The organism is Bacillus sp. FSL W7-1085, assembly GCF_038595035.1.
Classification (GTDB): Bacteria; Bacillota; Bacilli; order Bacillales; family Bacillaceae; genus Bacillus; species Bacillus altitudinis.
Genome location: NZ_CP152000.1, coordinates 880,001 through 900,970 on the forward strand (window position 1 = coordinate 880,001; position 20,970 = coordinate 900,970).

The 20,970-nt window shown below is 39.8% G+C and carries 23 protein-coding genes and 14 tRNA genes (1 of these 37 running past the window's edge); 31 read left to right on the forward strand and 6 right to left on the reverse strand.

What is annotated here, in order from left to right; genetic code table 11:
• The 18 genes from MKY11_RS04345 to MKY11_RS04430 all read left to right on the forward strand — a co-directional run.
• Positions 1-37: transfer RNA gene (locus MKY11_RS04345), tRNA-Glu, on the forward strand; it begins 38 nt to the left of the window's first position.
• Positions 38-69: 32 nt separating this feature from the next.
• A tRNA-Val gene (locus MKY11_RS04350) sits at positions 70-145 on the forward strand.
• Between the two features lie 15 nt (positions 146-160).
• Positions 161-237 (forward strand) — tRNA-Met (locus MKY11_RS04355).
• A gap of 14 nt (positions 238-251) precedes the next feature.
• A tRNA-Asp gene (locus MKY11_RS04360) sits at positions 252-328 on the forward strand.
• Positions 329-347: 19 nt separating this feature from the next.
• A tRNA-Phe gene (locus MKY11_RS04365) sits at positions 348-423 on the forward strand.
• Between the two features lie 6 nt (positions 424-429).
• Positions 430-502, forward strand: a tRNA-Thr gene (locus tag MKY11_RS04370).
• A gap of 15 nt (positions 503-517) precedes the next feature.
• A tRNA-Tyr gene (locus MKY11_RS04375) sits at positions 518-602 on the forward strand.
• Positions 603-615: 13 nt separating this feature from the next.
• Positions 616-689: transfer RNA gene (locus MKY11_RS04380), tRNA-Trp, on the forward strand.
• 24 nt (positions 690-713) lie between these two features.
• Positions 714-789 (forward strand) — tRNA-His (locus tag MKY11_RS04385).
• A 9-nt stretch (positions 790-798) separates the two neighbouring features.
• A tRNA-Gln gene (locus MKY11_RS04390) sits at positions 799-870 on the forward strand.
• Between the two features lie 7 nt (positions 871-877).
• Positions 878-952: transfer RNA gene (locus MKY11_RS04395), tRNA-Gly, on the forward strand.
• Positions 953-957: 5 nt separating this feature from the next.
• Positions 958-1,028: transfer RNA gene (locus MKY11_RS04400), tRNA-Cys, on the forward strand.
• Positions 1,029-1,042: 14 nt separating this feature from the next.
• A tRNA-Leu gene (locus tag MKY11_RS04405) sits at positions 1,043-1,131 on the forward strand.
• A gap of 38 nt (positions 1,132-1,169) precedes the next feature.
• Positions 1,170-1,251 (forward strand) — tRNA-Leu (locus MKY11_RS04410).
• Positions 1,252-1,397: 146 nt separating this feature from the next.
• On the forward strand, positions 1,398-1,868 hold the full coding sequence (locus MKY11_RS04415; RefSeq protein ID WP_024719919.1) for a GNAT family N-acetyltransferase: 471 nt from the start codon (positions 1,398-1,400) through the stop codon (positions 1,866-1,868).
• A gap of 669 nt (positions 1,869-2,537) precedes the next feature.
• The gene (locus MKY11_RS04420; protein WP_144678986.1) at positions 2,538-2,963 is read left to right on the forward strand and encodes a hypothetical protein; all 426 of its coding nucleotides are present in this window, start codon (positions 2,538-2,540) and stop codon (positions 2,961-2,963) included.
• 416 nt (positions 2,964-3,379) lie between these two features.
• Positions 3,380-4,174: a phosphotransferase gene (locus tag MKY11_RS04425; protein ID WP_024719921.1), complete on the forward strand. Its 795-nt coding sequence runs from the start codon at positions 3,380-3,382 to the stop codon at positions 4,172-4,174.
• Positions 4,175-4,293: 119 nt separating this feature from the next.
• The gene (locus MKY11_RS04430; RefSeq protein ID WP_024719922.1) at positions 4,294-4,998 is read left to right on the forward strand and encodes a hypothetical protein; all 705 of its coding nucleotides are present in this window, start codon (positions 4,294-4,296) and stop codon (positions 4,996-4,998) included.
• Positions 4,999-5,040: 42 nt separating this feature from the next.
• Here the strand turns inward: MKY11_RS04430 and MKY11_RS04435 are convergent, their stop codons facing one another.
• The 5 genes from MKY11_RS04435 to MKY11_RS04455 all read right to left on the reverse strand — a co-directional run bounded on the left by MKY11_RS04435 (position 5,041) and on the right by MKY11_RS04455 (position 7,836).
• Positions 5,041-5,586, reverse strand: a complete 546-nt coding sequence (locus MKY11_RS04435; protein WP_335352871.1) for a histidine phosphatase family protein — start codon at positions 5,584-5,586, stop codon at positions 5,041-5,043.
• A 71-nt stretch (positions 5,587-5,657) separates the two neighbouring features.
• On the reverse strand, positions 5,658-5,849 hold the full coding sequence (locus MKY11_RS04440) for a hypothetical protein (protein WP_125589203.1): 192 nt from the start codon (positions 5,847-5,849) through the stop codon (positions 5,658-5,660).
• A 117-nt stretch (positions 5,850-5,966) separates the two neighbouring features.
• Complete coding sequence (locus MKY11_RS04445; RefSeq protein ID WP_281201520.1) at positions 5,967-6,260, reverse strand: hypothetical protein; 294 nt, start codon at positions 6,258-6,260, stop codon at positions 5,967-5,969.
• A gap of 64 nt (positions 6,261-6,324) precedes the next feature.
• The gene (locus MKY11_RS04450; protein ID WP_100325463.1) at positions 6,325-7,014 is read right to left on the reverse strand and encodes a DUF1963 domain-containing protein; all 690 of its coding nucleotides are present in this window, start codon (positions 7,012-7,014) and stop codon (positions 6,325-6,327) included.
• A gap of 18 nt (positions 7,015-7,032) precedes the next feature.
• Positions 7,033-7,836 carry a DUF2262 domain-containing protein gene (locus MKY11_RS04455; RefSeq protein ID WP_251211252.1) on the reverse strand — a complete coding sequence of 268 codons (804 nt, stop codon included), beginning with the start codon at positions 7,834-7,836 and terminating at the stop codon, positions 7,033-7,035.
• A 534-nt stretch (positions 7,837-8,370) separates the two neighbouring features.
• Between MKY11_RS04455 and MKY11_RS04460 the strand changes: the two genes are divergently transcribed.
• Both MKY11_RS04460 and lepB read left to right on the forward strand, forming a co-directional pair.
• The gene (locus MKY11_RS04460) at positions 8,371-10,314 is read left to right on the forward strand and encodes an LTA synthase family protein (RefSeq protein WP_178929966.1); all 1,944 of its coding nucleotides are present in this window, start codon (positions 8,371-8,373) and stop codon (positions 10,312-10,314) included.
• Between the two features lie 156 nt (positions 10,315-10,470).
• Entirely contained in the window at positions 10,471-11,037 is a 567-nt protein-coding gene (gene lepB, locus MKY11_RS04465) for a signal peptidase I (protein ID WP_039170157.1), read from the forward strand.
• A gap of 42 nt (positions 11,038-11,079) precedes the next feature.
• Here the strand turns inward: lepB and MKY11_RS04470 are convergent, their stop codons facing one another.
• Complete coding sequence (locus tag MKY11_RS04470) at positions 11,080-12,372, reverse strand: homocysteine synthase (protein WP_019743963.1); 1,293 nt, start codon at positions 12,370-12,372, stop codon at positions 11,080-11,082.
• A gap of 265 nt (positions 12,373-12,637) precedes the next feature.
• Between MKY11_RS04470 and MKY11_RS04475 the strand changes: the two genes are divergently transcribed.
• The 11 genes from MKY11_RS04475 to MKY11_RS04525 all read left to right on the forward strand — a co-directional run bounded on the left by MKY11_RS04475 (position 12,638) and on the right by MKY11_RS04525 (position 20,944).
• The gene (locus tag MKY11_RS04475; RefSeq protein WP_034647783.1) at positions 12,638-12,793 is read left to right on the forward strand and encodes an FbpB family small basic protein; all 156 of its coding nucleotides are present in this window, start codon (positions 12,638-12,640) and stop codon (positions 12,791-12,793) included.
• A gap of 162 nt (positions 12,794-12,955) precedes the next feature.
• The gene (locus MKY11_RS04480) at positions 12,956-13,723 is read left to right on the forward strand and encodes an ABC transporter ATP-binding protein (protein ID WP_041507556.1); all 768 of its coding nucleotides are present in this window, start codon (positions 12,956-12,958) and stop codon (positions 13,721-13,723) included.
• A 14-nt stretch (positions 13,724-13,737) separates the two neighbouring features.
• Entirely contained in the window at positions 13,738-14,727 is a 990-nt protein-coding gene (locus MKY11_RS04485) for an aliphatic sulfonate ABC transporter substrate-binding protein (protein WP_041507555.1), read from the forward strand.
• Between the two features lie 44 nt (positions 14,728-14,771).
• The gene (locus tag MKY11_RS04490; protein ID WP_234712545.1) at positions 14,772-15,560 is read left to right on the forward strand and encodes an ABC transporter permease; all 789 of its coding nucleotides are present in this window, start codon (positions 14,772-14,774) and stop codon (positions 15,558-15,560) included.
• 14 nt (positions 15,561-15,574) lie between these two features.
• Positions 15,575-16,717 carry an FMNH2-dependent alkanesulfonate monooxygenase gene (gene ssuD, locus MKY11_RS04495; protein WP_135009120.1) on the forward strand — a complete coding sequence of 381 codons (1,143 nt, stop codon included), beginning with the start codon at positions 15,575-15,577 and terminating at the stop codon, positions 16,715-16,717.
• 302 nt (positions 16,718-17,019) lie between these two features.
• Entirely contained in the window at positions 17,020-17,142 is a 123-nt protein-coding gene (locus tag MKY11_RS04500) for a hypothetical protein (RefSeq protein ID WP_268381612.1), read from the forward strand.
• Positions 17,143-17,258: 116 nt separating this feature from the next.
• Positions 17,259-17,471 carry a hypothetical protein gene (locus MKY11_RS04505; RefSeq protein WP_003211695.1) on the forward strand — a complete coding sequence of 71 codons (213 nt, stop codon included), beginning with the start codon at positions 17,259-17,261 and terminating at the stop codon, positions 17,469-17,471.
• Positions 17,472-17,586: 115 nt separating this feature from the next.
• Positions 17,587-18,333, forward strand: a complete 747-nt coding sequence (locus tag MKY11_RS04510; protein WP_041507552.1) for an ABC transporter ATP-binding protein — start codon at positions 17,587-17,589, stop codon at positions 18,331-18,333.
• Positions 18,311-19,777: a hypothetical protein gene (locus tag MKY11_RS04515; protein ID WP_047947125.1), complete on the forward strand. Its 1,467-nt coding sequence runs from the start codon at positions 18,311-18,313 to the stop codon at positions 19,775-19,777. Before MKY11_RS04510 ends, MKY11_RS04515 begins: the two co-directional genes overlap by 23 nt.
• A complete protein-coding gene (locus tag MKY11_RS04520) occupies positions 19,761-20,666 on the forward strand; it encodes a PqqD family peptide modification chaperone (RefSeq protein WP_342501893.1) in 906 nt (301 codons plus the stop codon). Before MKY11_RS04515 ends, MKY11_RS04520 begins: the two co-directional genes overlap by 17 nt.
• Entirely contained in the window at positions 20,663-20,944 is a 282-nt protein-coding gene (locus tag MKY11_RS04525; protein WP_008349089.1) for a hypothetical protein, read from the forward strand. The genes MKY11_RS04520 and MKY11_RS04525 overlap by 4 nt, the downstream gene beginning before the upstream one ends.
• The last annotated feature ends 26 nt before the right edge of the window (positions 20,945-20,970 follow it).

Here is a 20,970-nt window from a genome sequence, read left to right on the forward strand (position 1 = left end):
GGCGGTAACACGGGTTCGAATCCCGTACGGGTCACCATTTTTATAGAAATACATACCAGCATTTTATTCGGAGGATTAGCTCAGCTGGGAGAGCATCTGCCTTACAAGCAGAGGGTCGGCGGTTCGAGCCCGTCATCCTCCACCATATCTTTTATATCGTCGCGGGGTGGAGCAGTTCGGTAGCTCGTCGGGCTCATAACCCGAAGGTCGCAGGTTCAAATCCTGCCCCCGCAACCAAATTTATCTTTATTGGTCCGGTAGTTCAGTTGGTTAGAATGCCTGCCTGTCACGCAGGAGGTCGCGGGTTCGAGTCCCGTCCGGACCGCCATTTTTTAAAAAGAATACTTGGCTCGGTAGCTCAGTTGGTAGAGCAACGGACTGAAAATCCGTGTGTCGGCGGTTCGATTCCGTCCCGAGCCACCACTATTTGCCGGTGTAGCTCAATTGGTAGAGCAACTGACTTGTAATCAGTAGGTTGGGGGTTCAAGTCCTCTTGCCGGCACTGTTTTTCAAATGTGGAGGGGTAGCGAAGTGGCTAAACGCGGCGGACTGTAAATCCGCTCCCTCCGGGTTCGGCGGTTCGAATCCGCCCCCCTCCACCATTTTTATTTTCATAGGGGCATAGTTTAACGGTAGAACAGAGGTCTCCAAAACCTCCGGTGTGGGTTCGATTCCTACTGCCCCTGCCAATTATATGATTCATAACATCTATGGCGGTTGTGGCGAAGTGGTTAACGCACCAGATTGTGGCTCTGGCACTCGTGGGTTCGATTCCCATCAATCGCCCCATTTTATTATTGGGCTATAGCCAAGCGGTAAGGCAACGGACTTTGACTCCGTCATGCGTTGGTTCGAATCCAGCTAGCCCAGTTGATATGCGGAAGTAGTTCAGTGGTAGAACACCACCTTGCCAAGGTGGGGGTCGCGGGTTCGAATCCCGTCTTCCGCTCCAATTATGGCGGCATAGCCAAGTGGTAAGGCAGAGGTCTGCAAAACCTTTATCCCCGGTTCAAATCCGGGTGTCGCCTTTTTTGAAAAGACTGCCGGGGTGGTGGAATTGGCAGACACACAGGACTTAAAATCCTGCGGTAGGTGACTACCGTGCCGGTTCAAGTCCGGCCCTCGGCACCATTTTTTATTTATTATAAGTTGCGCTCTTTAATGATCATGCCGGTGTGGCGGAATTGGCAGACGCGCACGACTCAAAATCGTGTTCCTCACGGAGTGCCGGTTCGACCCCGGCCACCGGTATCTATATCATCGGTAGTAAATACGATGAAATCAACGTTTCTTACACTTTGTAAGGAACGTTTTTTATTTATCTTCAATACGATTCTTATAAAAATATCGTGTACGTACCTGTCATTAAACAAGAATGTTAAAGGAGGGACATATATTTGGAGATAAGGTTTGCTAATTTATCAGATACATCGATAATACATGATTTAATGATAAAGGCATTTATGGAGTATAAGGACGAAGTGCCACCTTCAAGTGCTTTGGAGGAAACTGTGCAATCCGTTTTAATTGCCTTAAAAGAAGGAGAGAGGAGTTTAATTTGTTATATTGATAATCAGCCAGTTGGAATGGTTCGATTTAAAATAAAAGAAGATAGTTTATATTTTTATAGACTATCAGTAATTCCAGAAATGCAGGGTCATGGTATTGCCAAAAAATTATTAAGTTTTTTAGAAAATTATGCAGTACAAGAAGAATTAACTAGTATATTTTGCAAAGTTCGTATGACCGTGATTAGAAACATAAAATTGTATAGTTCAGTGGGGTATAGCATCTACGATGAGGAAGTTGTACATAAGCCAAATGGTTTAAGTATAAAAATTGTTTCAATGATGAAAAAACTTGGTTAAAAAATTATCGATTGGAGGGTAAATTTCATGCATTTGATATGTGAAAGTGAAAAAACATAAGATTATTTGCTTGAATTAAACCAAGTCAGTTATACTAATCCTATTATTAGGTCTAATGCAGATGAACTTTTTATTCCGGCTCAAACTGAAATTGAAAAGACAAAACTTGCTTATGAGTATGTTCGTGATGAAATATCTCATTCTTGGGATATACAAGGGAAACGAGTAACATGTAATGCATCGGATGTATTAGTGTATAAGAAGGAATATGCTATGCAAAATCTAATTTGTTAGCATCTTTATTTTAAGAAATGTTGAATAAATAGCATAATACCAATGGTTCAAGGGTTCAGACGTTCGTGTACGACTCAAAATCGTGTTCCTCTGGAGTGTCGGTTCGACCCCTGCCACTGTATCTAGTTTAAGATATTCTTTATTATCGTCAATTACAGAAGAATTAAGGAATATTAACGTTTAAAACGTCTTTCTACATATTGTAGGAGGGCTTTTTTTATTTGTTGTTTAGCTGATTTTTCACACGAAAAAAATACTTCAAATTGTGTTCAAAGGAGATTAACTTTTACTTTATTGATGGTTACCTTATGATTAAACTAAAGGGGCAGGACAATTGAAGATGGATTGGATCAATTGTACATAGGAGGTGTTGTAATGATTACGGTTAAAAATGCTGAAAGTTATCTTAAAGATAGCATCGGTGAAGATACCGATGAGATAAAAAAGGTTTGGGAAACATTTAAGGCTTTTTCAAAGGAGACCGTTGAGGGCGAAGAAGATAAAGAAATTTTATTTCAGTGTGGTGTCTATGATTTTACAAGAGAGGAACTATTTCATCTTGATTTTGTACGTCAGTTTACAATTTATGAAGAAGATGATTATTCTCACATGGAACAACTGCACTGTGAATTTTTATTTAAACCAACAAGCGAGTTAAAAAAGTTAAAGGTGGTAGAAGAATGGTCAATGGATTATGACGATATAGATCATTTTTTTAATCATATTGAAAGTATTCATGAGTTTAAAATTCCTTTGACTTTAAAGCCGATAAAATCAGCAATATATCAAGAAGAACTTTAATTCTTATTTCATTAACGGCTGCTTTACTTTAAGCGGGTATACCTTGCCTTTTTGGAATCATTTATCACGGAGTGTCGGTTCGACTCCGGCCACCGGTATCTATTAAAAGTTTGGTTTTTACCGTGAACCCAACGTTTCACCCTCGTGGTGAAACGTTTTTTTGTGGTTTAAATGAGTTATTTAGATGAAAATAGAATCCTATTAGAAGAGAATGAGCATGTACTACTTTTAACAGAATAAACTTTAGATGATTTGCAACATTTGGTACGATACATTTAACCATATAAGGAAACAAAATGGATTAGCGCATTCACATAAAACAGTGAATTACCTTTGTGTAACTAAATGAATATTTGTGGGTACATACACATCTTTAGCTGGCATCATCATTGTGACCTATTTTGGGGGGAGAATTTATGAAAAAACAAAATGATCATGAAGAGTTATTGACAGGTGGAAATGTCTCGAACGTATATCGTTCGGGAGATACGGTTCGCAGAGAGGTAAAGTCAGACAATATGAATATACAAAAGCTACTAAAGCATTTAGAAAAGAAGAATTTCTCCTATGCTCCAAAGTTTTTAGGGGTTGATGAAAAAGGTAGAGAGATCTTGTCCTTCATTGAAGGTGTGGCCGGTCATGATCCCTTAAAAGAATACATGTGCTCTCACAATGCTTTAAAAGAAATAGCGAAAATGCTTAAACTGTATCATGATGCTGTTAGTGATTTTCCCATTTCAGACGATTGGGAACGAATGGACAATACCCCTAACAACATAGAGGTTGTGTGCCATAATGATTTTGCGATGTACAACATCATTTTCAAAAATAAAAAGCCAGTGGGAATCATTGATTTTGATGTAGCCGCCCCTGGTCCAAAGCTTTGGGATATTGCATATACTCTCTATACTTGTGTCCCTCTCAGTAGGTTTTTTCGTACTGAAACAGGGGAGGTCGTAAATTATCATTCGTTAGAGCATGCAGCCCATATAAAGTATAGAGTCAAACTGTTTTTTGAAGCTTATGGTGAGGAAATACCAGAAGATTATGTGGACATGGTGTTGCTGCGTTTAGAAGGTTTATGTCAATACATGAAGCGAAAAGCGAATGAAGGGGATAGAGCCTTTCAAAAAATGATTCATGACGGGCACCTTGAACATTATCAAAAAGACATACAATTCATTCATGAACACAGAAAAGAATGGATTTGAGGATGCCAAGGGTTTTATAAAAGAAAAAGGACAACTCATCTTTTTACTAGTTTCATGTGGATGTTACAATTGGTTATAATAGTTCAATAAAATGAATGTAAAGAGGCGGAGTTGTTACCTTGCAAATGAAGACGATATTACAGACTATTATTGAAGATGAGCGCTCACATGATTATCCGCTTTTTAGACAGTACTGTGTAAGAAAAGAACAGGGTCTGCGTAAAGATGCGTTAAAGGTTCTTCAGTCTTTTGTTGAAGAGATGAATAAGAACGAATTTACAGCACGGCGTTCATTTGTTGTTTGGCTGTTTGATTACATTGAACGTTTTGAGGATGGTCATCATTTGCTTGTGTATCCATTGGTACATGGGGTGATCCATCCTGTTATTCGAGAGTGGGAAAATATTGATCCAATGGATGTGAGACCGTATCGCTGGCAAGGCTTGTTTGTGCATCAGGGGGAAGAGCTGCCCTATTTATTGAAGGCATTAGAGATGGGAGGCAGCAAAGAGCAGCGAGTGATTGTTCAAATTTGCGAAACCTATTTCTCGGCTTTGTGGTATTCGTTTCATCATATACATGAAGATCTTTATTTAAGCACCTATGAGAAAGATCATGAGCGAATTCAAGGGATTCAAGATGTCATGAAACTGATCGAAGATAAAAATGTTCAAAGCAATGTTGAAAAACTAGCAGTCTACTATAACCAGCTTTTATCGGACTGGAAGGAATTTCAGCAGACGCAGACAAGAGGTTTTGTGAAATGGTGTGCGGATCGTAAGAAGCCCTATGAGTGGGTACAGACATTTTACTATCACCAATAGTTGTTTTTCATAAGAAAAAGGCAGGGGTCAACCCTGCCTTTTTTATTTATGCCATATTCTTTCTATTTCTACATGGTCTGGTTTAAAATATTTCAGGATGTAGACATCTGGATTGCTTAGTTGTTCCCACTCCTTGAATCCAATTGCAGGATCGGCGTGTTTTAGAAGCAGGCTCATAATATTGCCATGAGTGGCGAATAAAGTATGATCTCTTCCAAATTTTATTCGTTCATAGAGTGCCTCTACAATGCGATTCATCGCTTCTTGGCTCGATTCTCCGCCTTCACAGGTCATATGCAAGTCCGAAAAACTGAGCTTTAGTTTTTCATACCAATCTTCCATTGGTTGACTGCTTAACCTACGTTCAGAGAGACGCTTATCCATTTGTACCTTGATCTGTTTGGCATAAGCAAGGGGCTCAGCGGTTTGAATCGCTCGTTTATAAGGACTTGAGATGATGTGGTTGAGCTGAATGCCGGAAAAAAACTGTTCGAGTTCATGCGATTGTGTGATGCCTTGAGGCGTTAAAGACGCATCCTCGGATTGTCCATCTGCTTGACAGTGTCTGACGAAATAATATGTCTTCATAGGGGGTACACCTTCCTCTAAGTATAAAAAAATCATCCAATATTGGATGAGGGTTCACGAAAGTTTAGGTTCTATTTGTTCGTGTCTGCTTCTTTGTATGGATCTATCAGTTTGGAGGTTAGGTCTAAGTTGAACAAAAAATCATCTACGGTGTCTGTGCCAAAGGGAAGAGTGGAAAAGTTAATTGGGATGCTGTCTTCTTGCATATCTGAAGTAATCGGCTGCTTGTGCTGCTTTTTTCTCCAGTTCTTAAACAAGCGCATGTGAGGCCCCCTTTTCTAAAAAAAGATGGATTTATACATAATATACGGGGAGAGTTGTCCGAGCGTCAATTGTTTTCTTCAAAAGGATTTATTACATTTGTACGAAAAGAGCCACAGCTAAGTGCGGCTCTTTCCATGTTTTGACATGGCACGGTGTATGGCTTGTTGTACCTTTCGTTCGCATCTGATGTTGTATGGTTTCTTATGGAGTTTACTCGTCTTAAATTGACCAATTACACGGCGGACTCCTTGATCATAAATGATCAGCTCTCTGCTCGTTTGATCATTTAATAACGCTTGAAACCAGCTGTATTTTTTTAGCTGTGCTGCATTTCGTGATATATCATCTTCATCTACCTGTAAAAAAGGGATATACAGAGCAAGATTGAAGATGTCTAAAATGAATCCCATATTACCGGCCCCCTTCATATCGTTTATTACGTTTAGAAAGGGGAATGGTTCCATACAATTGGTTTTAAAAACAATCCCAGTGCATGAACCATTCTTTATTGTTTTTGTCGTAATAGAAATACATCGTGCCGTTATCACCAATCATGAACCGAGGTTTTTCTTCTGAGGCGATTTGTAGCATGAATTCTCCTGACATCTGGTGGGGAGGAGATTGGATGTAAGCTCCGTATCCACCGATTTTTGTGAACGAGTAGTTTGAGTAATGCTCGAAGAAATGATCTGTCGCTTCTTCACTTTCATTAACCTCTGATAAGTCAACGTATGACCAAGCTTCCTCCCAGCATGGATAATCCGGTTGTTCCCCTTCGAGCCACTCTATCTGGAAAGGCTTAATTCCTTTCACTTCTTCAGGGGTCTCAGCGATTTCTAATCCTTCCATTGATGAATATTCAATGAGTTTCCAGCCATCACCGTTTTTGGCGATATCGATCGGAAGGGTTTTCTTGTTGATGAAAATTTGAATCATCTTACATTCATCAAAGCCGTTCATTCCCCCTGGTACTTCGGGTAAATACATTTGTAAAATGGGAATCATAGCTCCATCTTGATCTGCCGGCCACCCTTTATCACGTTGGATGAAAAAATGACCAGCAAACCAGCTGTACTTAGAAGGATCAGGGCGAAACCCGCCTATTTTGGCTACAATAGGTGTTTTTCCTAGTTGATTTAATTCGTCAAAAGCTTTGATCTTCATTTATCCATCCTCCATTCTTTAGCCAGCAATGTGTGCATCTTGAAACGTTCCATTCATATTGCCAGAGACAATGATGACATGTCCCCAAAATAAATCTCCGTCATGATAGTAGGCTTCGAATTCTCCATTTGGATAAGCATGGAGGCTTTCAAGAGAGATGCGGCTGATAAATTGATCCGGTGTGACCTCTTCTGAATGTTCAGCGGAGTCGTCTTGTTCCTGCCAATCTTTTGCTAGTTCAATCAGCTGATTTGCTGCATATGACTTCATGGAGGCATCCCATGTTGTCTGCTCTTCTACGAGTTGTCTAGCCGTTTTCAGAGAGTCATTCATTTCTTCCTCTTCTTCAAGATTGAAGTAAAGAAGGCACTCCTCATTGCCCCACTTGATGGTTGTTTCAAATAAGTCTAGTCCTTTCACTAATTCAAAGGTACCCAGCTTGTCATCGTGGTAAAAGATAGGTTGTTGAGCTTCTTCTAATATTTCTTGAAGTTCCTTATCTTCAGTATCTGTATCAACAAGTGAAACGAGCATGAATTCATCTTCACCTTTACGTACTTGAAGTGTGACGATAGATTCTTTATGTAATTGCGCTTGTTTTTCTCGTAATCCCTTTTCATCTGTTAACCAGCACAGTCTCACTTTTTCGGTTATGATGCGTTCTTTTTCCTTCCATGCAATGAGCGGGATTGAAGCAGTCCAAAGAGTCTCTTTTCCTGCTTTTCCTGCGCCGACTCCAGAAGGTCCTGTAACAGCCATGATGTCTATCACTTCTTCTGAGAATCTTTGTTCAAATATGTTGATTTGTTTGTTTGATTTCATAGGATGTCCCCCAGCTTGATTTATTTGATGGAGCTATACCTTTATCACACCGTACATTGGCAGGGGAAATCAAGCTTTTTTTGCTTAAAACTGTTTTTTAGGTTTGTGGCAACAGAGAGGATACATGGATTGCTGGAGGTTGAGTCACAATAAAAAAGCAAATCGGTTCGGATTTTGTATAAATTTGGCTAAGTGAGTCGAAAAGCCTAGGTGATTCTTCCTTTTCTTTATAATTACTTTGACACGATTAGATGAAAAAAGTAAAGTAGTACTGAGTGATTTACAAAACCTTCATCATTCTCTGAAACATGAAGCGGCAGTAAATTTAATGTAAATGGATATTTTTCCTTTTATTTACTCGTATTTTTTTTGAAACTTATGATGCTTCTTATTCGTTATATTAAAGGAGCACATGTAACCTGCGGAGAAAAGAGCATCGGAATGCTTGGTGCAGAAGATTTACATTTGCAAAATCAATGTAAATTTTTTATGATTTCATTTATATCAGATCGAAAATAAGAAAGAAGAGGTTTTATGAAAAAAATATTTGCGAACAAATATAGCTTTTTTGTTTTGGCTGTTCTTCTATTTTGGGCAAAATCGTACACAGCCTACAAAATGGACTTTAATTTAGGAGTGAAGGGATCTTTTCAAGAGGGTCTTCTCTTATTAAATCCATTTAGTTCAGCCATCGTGTTTTTAGGACTTGCTCTCTTTTTGAAGGGGCGTAAATCGGCCATTGTTTTAATTGTCATTGATTTTATTATGACCGCACTTTTATATGCGAATGTAGCGTACTATCGTTTCTTTGATGATTTTTTAACATTCCCGACAATGAAACAAGCCGGTAATCTTGGGGGAGGTATGACCGGCGGTGTGTTAGCAAGTATTAAGCCGCATGACCTTTTGTACTTCCTTGATATCATCATTTTAATTGCCATTGTCATTTGGAGACCAGAAGTGAAGAAGTTCCAAATGAAAAAAACTTTCGCACTGCTGATTGTGGCTGCAGGTGTTGGACTGTTCTTCGTTAACCTACACTTAGCTGAAAAAGATCGTCCAGAATTATTGACGAGAACATTTGATCATAAGTATATTGTGAAATATTTAGGTGTTTATAACTATGCGATTTATGACGGCGTGCAAACCGCACAAAATGCAACGCAGGTAGCAAATGCGAGCAGTGATGATTTAACGGATGTCGTGAACTATACGACCTCTCACTATGCGAAACCAAATGCAGAATACTTTGGTCAAGCAAAAGGAAAAAACATCATCAAAATCCATTTAGAAAGCTTCCAGTCATTTTTAATTGACTACAAGTTAAATGGAGAAGAAGTGACGCCGTTTTTAAACAAACTAGCTCATGGAAAAGAAGATTTTACGTATTTTGATAACTTTTTCCACCAGACTGGTCAAGGGAAGACTTCTGATGCTGAGCTCATGATGGATAATAGTATGTTTGGCTTGCCAGAGGGTGCAGCGTTTGTGACAAAAGGTGAAAATACCTTCCAATCACTTCCTGCCATCTTAGATCAAAAAGCAGGCTATACGAGTGCAGTGCTTCACGGGGATTATAAATCTTTCTGGAACCGTGACACGATTTATAAACATATGGGAATTGATCAATTCTTCGATGCATCTTATTACAACATGGATGAAGAAAACCTTGTAAACATGGGTCTGAAGGATAAACCATTCTTTAAAGAATCAATCCCAATGTTAGAATCAATGAAAAAGCCATTTTATGCACACTTAATGACATTGACCAACCATTATCCATTTAATTTAGATGAGAAAGATGCGACAATCGCTAAGGCAACAACTGGCGATAAAACAGTGGATAATTATTTCCAAACAGCGAGATACTTGGATGAGTCATTAGAACAATTCTTTAAGGACTTGAAAAAATCGGGTCTGTATAAAGACTCAGTGATTCTATTATATGGTGACCATAACGGTATTTCTGAGAACCATAACCGTGCAATGAGTGAGATTCAAGGGAAAGAAATTACGCCATATCAAAATGCACAAAATCAGCGTGTACCGCTCATGATTCGTATCCCTGGGAAACAAGGCGGCGTGAATCATACGTATGGCGGTGAAGTAGACGTGATGCCAACGCTTCTTCACTTACAAGGTATTGATTCAAATGAGTACGTGAATTTTGGAACAGATTTATTCTCTAAGAAGCATGATCAAACTGTTGCATTCCGTAACGGAAACTATGTGACACCAAAATATACCCTTGTAGATAATACGGTCTACGATACAAAAACGGGTAAAGTGGTGAAACAAAACAAAAAGACAGAAGCGATTAAAGCCCGTGTTGATAATCAGTTAAGCCTGTCAGATAAAGTACTGTACAGGGATCTTCTTCGATTCCATAAGCTATCTGATTTTAAACCAGTGAATCCATCTGATTATTTCTATGGTAAAACAAACAAAGAGACAGAAGAGGATTCTTCTGCTAACTAACTGAGTTTTGGGCAAGCACAGAAAGGTGCTTGCCTTTTTCTCTCTTACAGCTTGATTTGTTGGCAAAATATGTTTATATTTAGGGAGAAACAAGCGTGGCGTCAGCGGTCAGCTGGCGATAACTCATTTTGTCCTAGGGGATTTCAGGAGGAGCTTATGACAACAAATACAAAAACACAAAAAAAGAAATCAGAATTATGGGGCTGGATCAAAGCCATCTTAATCGCATTTATTGCTGTTTTTATCATTCGCAACTTTTTATTCGCACCGTATATTGTGAAGGGGACTTCTATGGAACCAACACTGCATGATACAGAGCGGGTGTTTGTGAATAAAACAGTCGATTACTTCGGCGATTATAAACGCGGACAGATCATTGTTCTTGATGGGGAAGACCGCAGTACTCACTATGTGAAACGATTGATTGGTTTACCTGGTGATAAAATCGAAATGAAAAATGACCAGCTATATGTGAACGGTCAAAAAGTGGCGGAGCCTTATTTAGCATCAAACAAAAAGAAAGCTGCCGCAGATGGCACCTTGTTGACACCTGATTTTGGTCCTCTTACAGTCCCTAAAGGAAAGTACTTTGTCATGGGTGACAATCGCCAAAACTCAATGGACAGTCGCAATGGTTTAGGTCTTTTTACAAAGAGTGACATTCAAGGGACAACATCATTCGTGTTTTATCCCTTCCAAGATATTCGCTTAATCAATCACTAATCAATAAGAAAAAGCACACAGGCGTGTGCTTTTTTTGTTTGGTTAAGACTGACTTTTTGAAATCGCCTGTTCTAGATCTGCCAGAATATCTTCAATCGCTTCTGTTCCAACAGATAAACGAATAAGTTCTGGTGTCACCCCTGTGGCTTTTTGCTCTGCTTCACTTAATTGCTGATGCGTTGTGCTGGCAGGATGGATGATGAGTGACTTAGAGTCGCCTACGTTTGCAAGATGTGAGAAAAGCTGAACCGAATCAATGAGTTTTTTTCCTGCGTCTTTGCCACCTTTAATGCCGAATGTGAGGATGGCACCTTGTCCTTTTGGTAAATAAGTTTGAGCCAGCTCAAAGGATTCATGGCCTTCAAGACCTGGATAGCTGACCCATTCTACAAGAGGATGATCTTGTAAAAATTGAGCTGTCTTCAATGCATTTTCACTGTGGCGTTCAAGGCGAAGATGCAATGTTTCTAAGCCTTGCAAGAGTAAAAATGAGTTGAATGGTGATAAAGCCGCCCCTAGATCACGTAAGAGCTGTACACGTGCTTTTGTGATATAAGCCGCTTCGCCAATCGCTTCTGTATACGTCAGGCCATGATAGCTTGGGTCTGGTTCAGTCAGGCCTTTGAACTTATCGCTATCACCCCAAGGAAACTTGCCGCTGTCGACGATGACTCCGCCAATGGATGTGCCGTGGCCGCCGATGAATTTCGTCGCTGAATGGACGACAATGTCTGCGCCAAATTCAATCGGTCTTAACAAATAAGGGCTTGCAAGTGTGTTATCCACAATTAGAGGGATGTGGTGCTTGTGTGCAATGGCTGATACGGCTTCAATATGTAAAATGTCGCCTTTTGGATTTCCGATGCTCTCTGCATACACTGCTTTTGTTTTATCTGTAATGGCTGCTTCAAGTTCTTCAAGGTTTGAGGAATCCACAAACTTTACTGTTATTCCAAGCTTTTTCAAGGTATGCGCAAATAAATTATATGTGCCGCCATACAGACTGCTGGAGGATACGATTTCGTCACCAGCTCCTGCAATGTTTAAAATGGAGTAAGTGGTCGCTGCTTGTCCTGAGGAGACAGCAAGTGCACCAATTCCACCTTCAAGCTCAGCGATCCGTTTTTCAAACACATCATTTGTCGGGTTCATAATACGTGAATAAATATTACCGGGTTCCTGAAGTCCGAATAAATTCGCCGCATGCTCACTATCTCTAAAACCGAAAGAGCTTGTTTGGTAAATAGGTACAGCTCTTGAATAGGTGGCTGAATCCAGTTCTTGACCTGCGTGTATTGCTTTTGTTTCTAAACGAAATTGAAGTTCTTCTGACATGTGTGTATCCTCCTTTTGTTAGATAAAACCAACTACTTTAATAAGAAATATTTAATAAGACTATAAATCTTGTTTATTGCCCGGTCAATCATTTTTTAGATAAATCTGAAAAAACAATAAATATAGTTGACATGTCGGAATAGTATGTATTAACATAAGCATACTGAAAATACCAACAAGAATCGCTGATCGGTCAACCGAAGGCTCGTTCACTCAGGCATGAGTGAAGGGCCTTTTTTTATTTTAATCAGGAGGGAAGCTGAAGATGGAGAAAAAGAAAAAACGAAAAAAATACAGAAAACATTTGGATATCACGTTAGACATTTTGATTGAGCGGAACAAATATGAGATTTACAGCAATCAAGAACGAATAGAAGAAATTTACGATCGTATTGATGAAAAGCATACAAGGTCAAAATAACCATTTTATAAAATATAGTTGATTTATAGGAATAATATGATTTAGGATGGTGCTAACAACTCAATATGAATAGCTGATCGGACAACACGAAGGCTCTTATCTCTCTTTTGGGATAAGGGCCTTTCTGTGTATTTATCTGATGAAAAGAGGAGTGAACTTGCAATGACTATTTCCATTGATATTGTGGATAAGTCTTTTTGGAAAGACAAACAAACCATTCAAGTGCTTGAAAACGTAAGGCTCACCATCGTTCCTGGTGAATTCGTGACGGTGATTGGTCCGAGCGGATGCGGGAAAAGTACATTGCTGAAGATGATTGGAGGCCTTGATACAGATTATGATGGGCAGATCGTGATAGGAGAAAGGCGTGTGGTAGAACCAGGAATGAAACAGGGCTTTATCTTTCAAGAGCATCGCTTGTTTCCATGGCTGACGGTCGAAGAAAATATCGCTGCCAATTTCAATTTAAAACAGGTGGCTGTTCGCCGCAAAGTGGATGAATTAATTGAAATTGTTCGGTTAAAAGGTTTTGAACACGCCTATCCACATGAGCTTTCAGGCGGGATGTCACAACGTGTTGCTATTGCAAGAGCACTTCTGCGTGATCCGGAGATTTTATTGCTTGATGAACCTTTTGGTGCGCTAGATGCATTTACACGGAAACACTTACAGGATGTACTGCTGGATATTTGGCAGGAGAAAAGAACAACGATGGTGCTTGTCACTCATGATATTGACGAATCCATTTATTTAGCCAATGAAATTGTGCTGTTACAAGCAAGACCCGGCCGAATTCATAAAATCCTTCCCGTGAACTTACCATTCCCGCGGAATAGAACGTCAACAGCTTTTCAGAGCTTAAGACAAAGGGTGCTTTCAGAATTTGAGAAAACAGATGAGCTGTTACTGACGAATGGCTCAGGAATTTAAGGAGGTCAAATTGAATGAAAAGGCAAAAAAGGATCGTTCTCTTTCTGGGTATCCTCCTTGTATTAGCTGGGTGTGGTCAAGCAGCGAATGGATCAGAAGACAAGCCGAAAGAGATTCGGATTGGGCTTCAGCAAAGTCTAAGCCCACTTCTTTTAGCAAAGGAAAAAGGGTGGTTTGAGCAATCATTTGAAAAAGAAGGTGTGAAAGTCAAGTGGGTGGAGTTCCAAAGTGGTCCTCCCCAATTCGAAGGACTCGCCGCCAATCAATTAGATTTTTCACAGGTTGGTAATTCACCTGTTATAGCTGGTCAGGCAGCAGGTATTGATTTTAAGGAAATTGGTTTATCTCAGGATGGGTTAAAGGCGAATGGGATTTTAGTGAATAAGAACAGTGAGATTCAAAAAGTAGAAGATTTAAAAGGAAAAAAAATCGCCGTTGCCAAAGGAAGCAGTGGTTTTGACTTTTTATACAAAGTATTAGATCAGGCTGGTTTATCTGCAAAGGATGTTCAGATCATTCAGCTTCAGCCGGATGAGGCAATATCTGCGTTTGAAAATGGATCAGTTGATGCTTGGTCGATCTGGGAGCCGTTCTTATCACTTGAAACGATAGAAAAGGGAGCAAAGCTACTGGTTAATGGAGAAGCGACCGATTTATATTCACCTGGATTCACACTTGTCAGATCCAAGTTTGCCGATGAGTACCCTGAACTAGTGGTGCAATTTTTAAAAGTATATGACAAAGCGGTGAAATGGCAGAAAGACCATCAACAGGAAGCCATTACACTTTATGCTCGTTTGAAACAATTAGATCAGAAGGTGGTGACACAAGTATTAAACAATACAGAGCCGCTCAATGAGCCCATTTCTAAGAAGATCATAAACGCTCAGCAGCATACAGCTGATTTTCAATATCAAACAAAGGCGATTCAGCGGAAGATTGATGTCAATCAGGTGGTAGATAATTCGTTTATTGAAAAAATGCTGAAAGAGGAGAAGAGTTGATGAAAGCTGCATCTAACCCAGCCCTTGTGACTAAAACTGAGCGAATGAAGAAAAAAAGGAGAAAAGCTTCATCCTTCATCATGTTAAAAGGACTTGTATTACCTGCTTTACTCATTGCGATTTGGCAGGGAGCTGCTGCTTCCCAAATCGTTTCTTCTACTGTACTACCTGCACCCACTGTCATTGCGGAATCTTTTCGTGAGTTGATTCGTTCCGGTGAGCTGTTTGGCCATCTTTACATCAGTCTCTACAGAGCAATATGCGGGTTTTTACTTGGGGGAGGTTTAGGACTTGCGATGGGTCTGTGTGTCGGTTTTTCTAGGAAAACCGAGCAGTATGTAGATCCGACCTTGCAAATGCTGAGAACAGTTCCTCATTTAGCGGTGACTCCTTTATTTATTCTTTGGTTTGGTTTTGATGAATCAGCGAAAATTTTATTGATTGCACTTGGGGCTTTTTTTCCGATCTATATCAATACTTTTCTAGGAATTCGCAGTGTAGATAACAAGCTTTTCGACGTGGCTCGCGCTTTAGAGTTTAATCTGTATCAAAATATCACAAAGCTCATTTTACCTGCTGCCCTTCCTCATATTCTTCTGGGCGTGAGGCTTTCATTAGGCATTGCCTGGCTTGGTTTAGTGGTGGCTGAATTGATGGGGTCGAGTAGTGGAGTCGGCTACATGATTATGGATGCAAGACAATTCTCGCAAACGGATAAAGTGTTTGTAGGGATTATCATCTTTGCGGTAGTTGGTAAGATGACTGATTCATTTGTACGGCTGTTAGAAAAGCGATTGCTCAAATGGCGCATAAGTTATCAAGGTGAAAAATAATAGGAGGCGATATGATGAATATTCTATGGTTTATTCCAACGCATGGGGATGGGCGTTATTTAGGATCTTCGAAAGGGGCAAGACAGGCAGACTATCCGTATTTTAAACAAATTGCTCAAGCTGCCGATCAGCTTGGGTACACAGGGGTCTTGCTGCCTACTGGTAGATCTTGTGAAGATCCATGGCTGACAGCGGCCGCTTTAGCTGCAGAAACAACCCATTTAAAGTTTCTTGTGGCTCTTCGGCCAGGGTTGATGCAGCCATCTGTTGCTGCTAGAATGACCTCCACATTTGATCGGCTTTCAGGCGGGAGACTGCTGATCAATGTTGTAGCGGGAGGAAGTAAAGAAGAACTTGAAGGAGACGGGCTATTCATTTCTCATGATGAACGTTATGAGGCAGCAGAAGAATTTTTGACCATATGGAAGAGGTTATTGAAAGGAGAGAATGTTCAGTTTCAAGGGAAGCATCTGCAAACACAAAATGGACGGCTGTTATTTCCACCAGCTCAAACACCACATCCACCCGTTTTTTTTGGAGGATCATCAGAAGCAGGCATTCAAGCCGCTGCAAAACATACAGATGTTTATTTAACTTGGGGCGAGCCGCCTGCACAAGTAAAAGAGAAAATCGCACAAGTGAAAAAGCAGGCTGAAAAGGAAGGAAGAACGGTGAGGTTTGGTATTCGACTTCATGTGATCGTGAGGGAAACGGAAGATGAAGCTTGGCAGGCAGCGGAACATCTGATTCGTCATTTAGATCAAGAGACTATTGATGAGGCGCAAAAGACTTTACAAGGGATGGACTCAGTAGGGCAAAAACGAATGGTTGAATTACATCAAGGGAATAAAGAGAAGCTTGAAATTAGCCCTAATCTTTGGGCGGGCATTGGCTTAGTTAGAGGCGGGGCAGGAACAGCGCTCGTCGGGGACCCGCATACAGTAGCAGAACGTATAATAGAATATCAGTCTCTAGGTATTGATACATTTATCTTTTCTGGTTATCCGCACTTAGAAGAATCTTATTATTTAGCAGAACTTGTTTTCCCGCTTCTCCCATTTAAAAGAAATGGTGATGCAGGACCACACGTTCCTGCTGGTGAAATTATTGGGAACAATTACTTTCCTGATACAGCCTCTGCTGCAAGTTCCTCATAAATGAAAGCAAAGCAGTCATACTTGTCGGGCTGCTTTGCTTTTTTTATAGAAAGAGAAGCAAGTAAAATGATATGTGCTGTGGAAGAAGGCAAGGGCTTTTTTCCCAACAGGTTTTCTTGTATATACATATTTTAAGAGACAAGAGAAGAAGGAAAATATGCTCACTCTTTTGTCGGAATTATCAGTTAATATGTCGTATTTGATGTGTTAACGACATATAATTAGGACTTTTATATCTGATATATCGGGGGAATTCTTTCTATCTCAAAAAAATGAAAGATTAAATAGAAGAGATGATGAAAATGAACTATTTGAAAAAAGGCAGAAAAAAGATGGATTTATTGACAATATATGGGTTCGGTGGTTCTTATGTTGTGGTGAAAAATAGTAAAAAAGGGAGTATTTATACAGTTGAACATGAATAATTGAATAAAAAGTCACATTTTACACGAAAATATGTTCGGTCAAAAATGGGATCTTCTGTTGATGTTTGGAGTGTGACGCCTATGATACGATCATCATAAGCTGGGAGGTGAAAAGTATGACTTATGCAGCGCCGCAAGTTGACTATTCCACTATGGAACCTGCTATTATGGACCAAGCTTGGTTCTTAGTATTTGTTGCTGTCCTTCTTGGATTGGGAGCAACAGTTGTTCTAGGAGCAGCAGTTTGGTGTTTAGCAAACGGCAAGGGTAGCTTTACAGGAGCCGTTCAGTGGGAAAGTGGCTTAAAAGTCCAAATTGAATGTAAGTAGCTATACTTAGGATTCATCTTTTTACTTCTTAGATAAGACACCAGGGCTAAACCGTCTGTGGCGGGCGGTTTAGCCTGATCTGTTTTTAAAGAATATGCAGACACTTGGAGGTTATATGTTTACGATCGAGAATTTAACCAAGACGTATAAAAATAACGTGACTGCTGTCAATGATTTTCATTTGAAAATTGCCCCTCATCAAATCGTTGCTGTGGCTGGACCAAATGGATCCGGTAAAACAACGATGATTAACTGTGTACTTGGCATCATTAAGCATACAGAAGGAACCATTCATATCAAGGATGTCACAAATGATGATCCATCCTTTAAAAAACAAGTCGCCTATGTTCCAGATGATCTGCTGCTCCCTGAAGCATTGACTGGTGCTGAATATTTAGATTTTGTTTCTTCTATGTATGAATGTAAAACAATTCAAAGAAGAAATCAACTAATTGAATTGTTTGATATGGAAACAGCTTTATCAAGACCGATTGAAACCTATTCCCATGGAATGAAAAAAAAGACACAGCTGATTGCTGCCTTTATGCTTGAGAGTCAATTAGTGATCATGGATGAGCCCTTTAGAGGACTTGATATTGAAGCGGTTATAAACACAAAGAAACTGATGAAACGTTATGCCGAGCACCATGGTGCAATCTTGCTTTCAACGCATGATATGCTTTCAGCGGAAGAGCTGTGCCACAAGATCGCCATTATTTCTAAAGGAAATAAAATGGATGAAGGGACGGTTTCAGCCTTAAAAGAAAAGTATCAATCAAGCACATTGGAACAGGTGTTTCTGAAAGCTTCAATGTTAAGTGATAGGGGTGCACATTTTGATGAAATCATTAATCATTTCTAAAATGATGCTTAAAATGTGGCAGCAGGAGATGTATAAGCTCTTTGATACTCAAACGAAGCGAATCATTGTGGTCTTATTCTTTTTGTTTGCAGTCACAATGGGAGCCATCATCGGATACAGTTTTACGGGTGTCTTTATGAAGGCTTTCTTAAATGGAGATGAACGGTCACTTGGGTTGTTGGTTGTGTCGATGGCAATCAATGCATCCATTTTTACAAGCTTGTTATTTGTGCTGATCAAAGTCAGAACACCTGAACAAGATCGTTTTTCTATGCAGCTCAGCTGGTTTCCGCTGTCTACCTTTCAAAAAAGTCTTGGTTACTTCATTCCGATGGTGACAGTCGTGACAGGGCTTGTTTTATTTTTCATCGGGATCTTGCTTTTACCTAATTTTATTGCACAAGGGATCGGTATTTTCTTTATTCTTACATTCTTTTTGATGGTGCTGCTGCAATCGCTCTTTGTCTTAACGCTGCTTCAGCTCATTTACAACGTGACTTATTTACTCGTACTAAAATTAAAATTACCGTTGCAAAAATTTGCAGCGATATTTGTTTTATTAGCGCTAGTTGTAGCGTATGGAATGACACATTTTGACATCAATCAAATACAGCAATCATATGTACAGTTTGATTATCATTTGATGTATTTTACAGCGCCGTTTTTCTTAGCGGCACAAGGGATGTCTCCTGACGGGGTGAATTATGCGATTTTGATCCTCTTCATCTCATTATCTGCGGGAGGCGCATTTATTTCTCTTGCTTTAATGCCAATTATGGCTGAGAAAAAAGCGTTAACCTTTCTGCACAAACTACCATTTTCATCTTCGAAAAAGTGGTCACTCATTGTAAAGGAAATAAAGTCACAAGTGAGAAATGAAGAAAATATTTTAAACTTTCTCATCCTCCTTATTGTCATTTTATTTGTCCGTTATCAGTTTGCCTTCCGCTTTGAAGGAGAAGCTTTTTTTGTCTTATGTGCGCTAGCTGGGTTAACAGCTTTTAATTCATTTGGCAATGACAAACGTATGCTTGGGATGTATAAAACGTTTGGTCTAAGGCCATGGGAAGTGGCTCTTTATAAGTTTCTCGGACTTTTGCTCGTTGGTGTGATCCAAATTGTTTTATTTATGATCACAACACTGACGCTCCCGGATCAGATCTGGATCGTGTTGATTGGCGCTGCTGTCTTGTGTAATGCAACGGCTCTCTTTTATGTGGTAGGTATTTTATTACCCCTTGATCGAAATAATCCTTACACAGGTATTTTCTCGTTTGGAGCGCTTATTTTAATCATGATTCCGATTGTATTTATTGGAAACTATGTGATAGGGGAATCGAGTCAAATGCTTCAGTGGCTGCTTGTGGCAGGATTTGAATGTCTGCTCATCTTTGCCATATATAAAGGTTTTTCATGGAGGTATTCACATGATTCAACTTCTTAACAATAAGCTAAAGATTGAGCGGGTGCCGGCACTTGCGCCATATGTGACTTTACAAAAAAGGCATTTGATTGATACGCAGTACGGAAGCTCACTTCCAATTAACGAAAGTGCATATCATATGTTAACGAAAGTGGATGGTCAAAGGACAGAGGCGAGTATTACGGCAGAACTCGCCGATTTGTTTCAGGTCGATGAGTCTGTGATTGCCCGCGATTTTTATCAATTGATGATGGGGCTGAATCAGCATCACTTGCTGTCGATTCATTATCAATCGCCATATCGGACTGTCACAGCCTTCTGTCAATTTTTTAAGCAGTATCAAGTAAAGATGAAAGAGCGATTTGACTGCACGGGTCATTCATTTCTTCACATATTGGGTACGGCTCTGCTGATGGTGACGCGCAAAATCATCTTTTTCTGGGTGCTCTTTATGATCATGGCGGGAATCGCCTTTTTATTTATTCCTGATCCATCGATTGCAGCCATTGCGATTTATTTTACGATTATTTATTTCGGATTAATTACTGGAACCGCCTTGCATGAGGCGGCACATGGGTATGCACATCGGAAGTTCGCCGGCCGGGATGGCCCTCAAGGCTTTTTTGCGAGCGATATGATGTCTGTGAAATTTGTGAGGCCTGTTTTAGATCCGTTTCAGAAAAAACAGGTGTGGATTACACTGCTTGGTCCGCTTTTGCCGGGGCTCATTGGCGCAGCCGGAATCATTGTGACTGTTTTATTTCTAAAAGAAAATCCAATTTCGACAGGGTTTTTCATTTTTTCAATCACGTATTTTATTCAATTGCTCTACCTTCTTCCGTTTATGGGGGATGGTAAGTCTATTATGAAGCAGTTATTGCTTGGTGGAATGGGAGGACAACGATCATGAACGTTCAGGCAATGAAACAAGGTGCAATTGTTGGTAGTTTCCTAGGTTTCTTAGGCTTTCCGATGCTGACCATTGGTGTTCTGTTCTATCACTTATTTCAATCAAAAACAAATAATGAATTATTATTTAACAGTCTTGCTTTTGAGATGGAAGGTTCGTCTGCATTTACGTTCCAAATCAAACCAAACTTTTTTATTTATATGGTTGTCATTTTTGCTGTCAGTTTTCTCATTGTGGCATTCCTATCAGCCATGAAACAGAAAAAAGCGAAAGATTAGGAGAATACTCCTAATCTTTTTTTGTA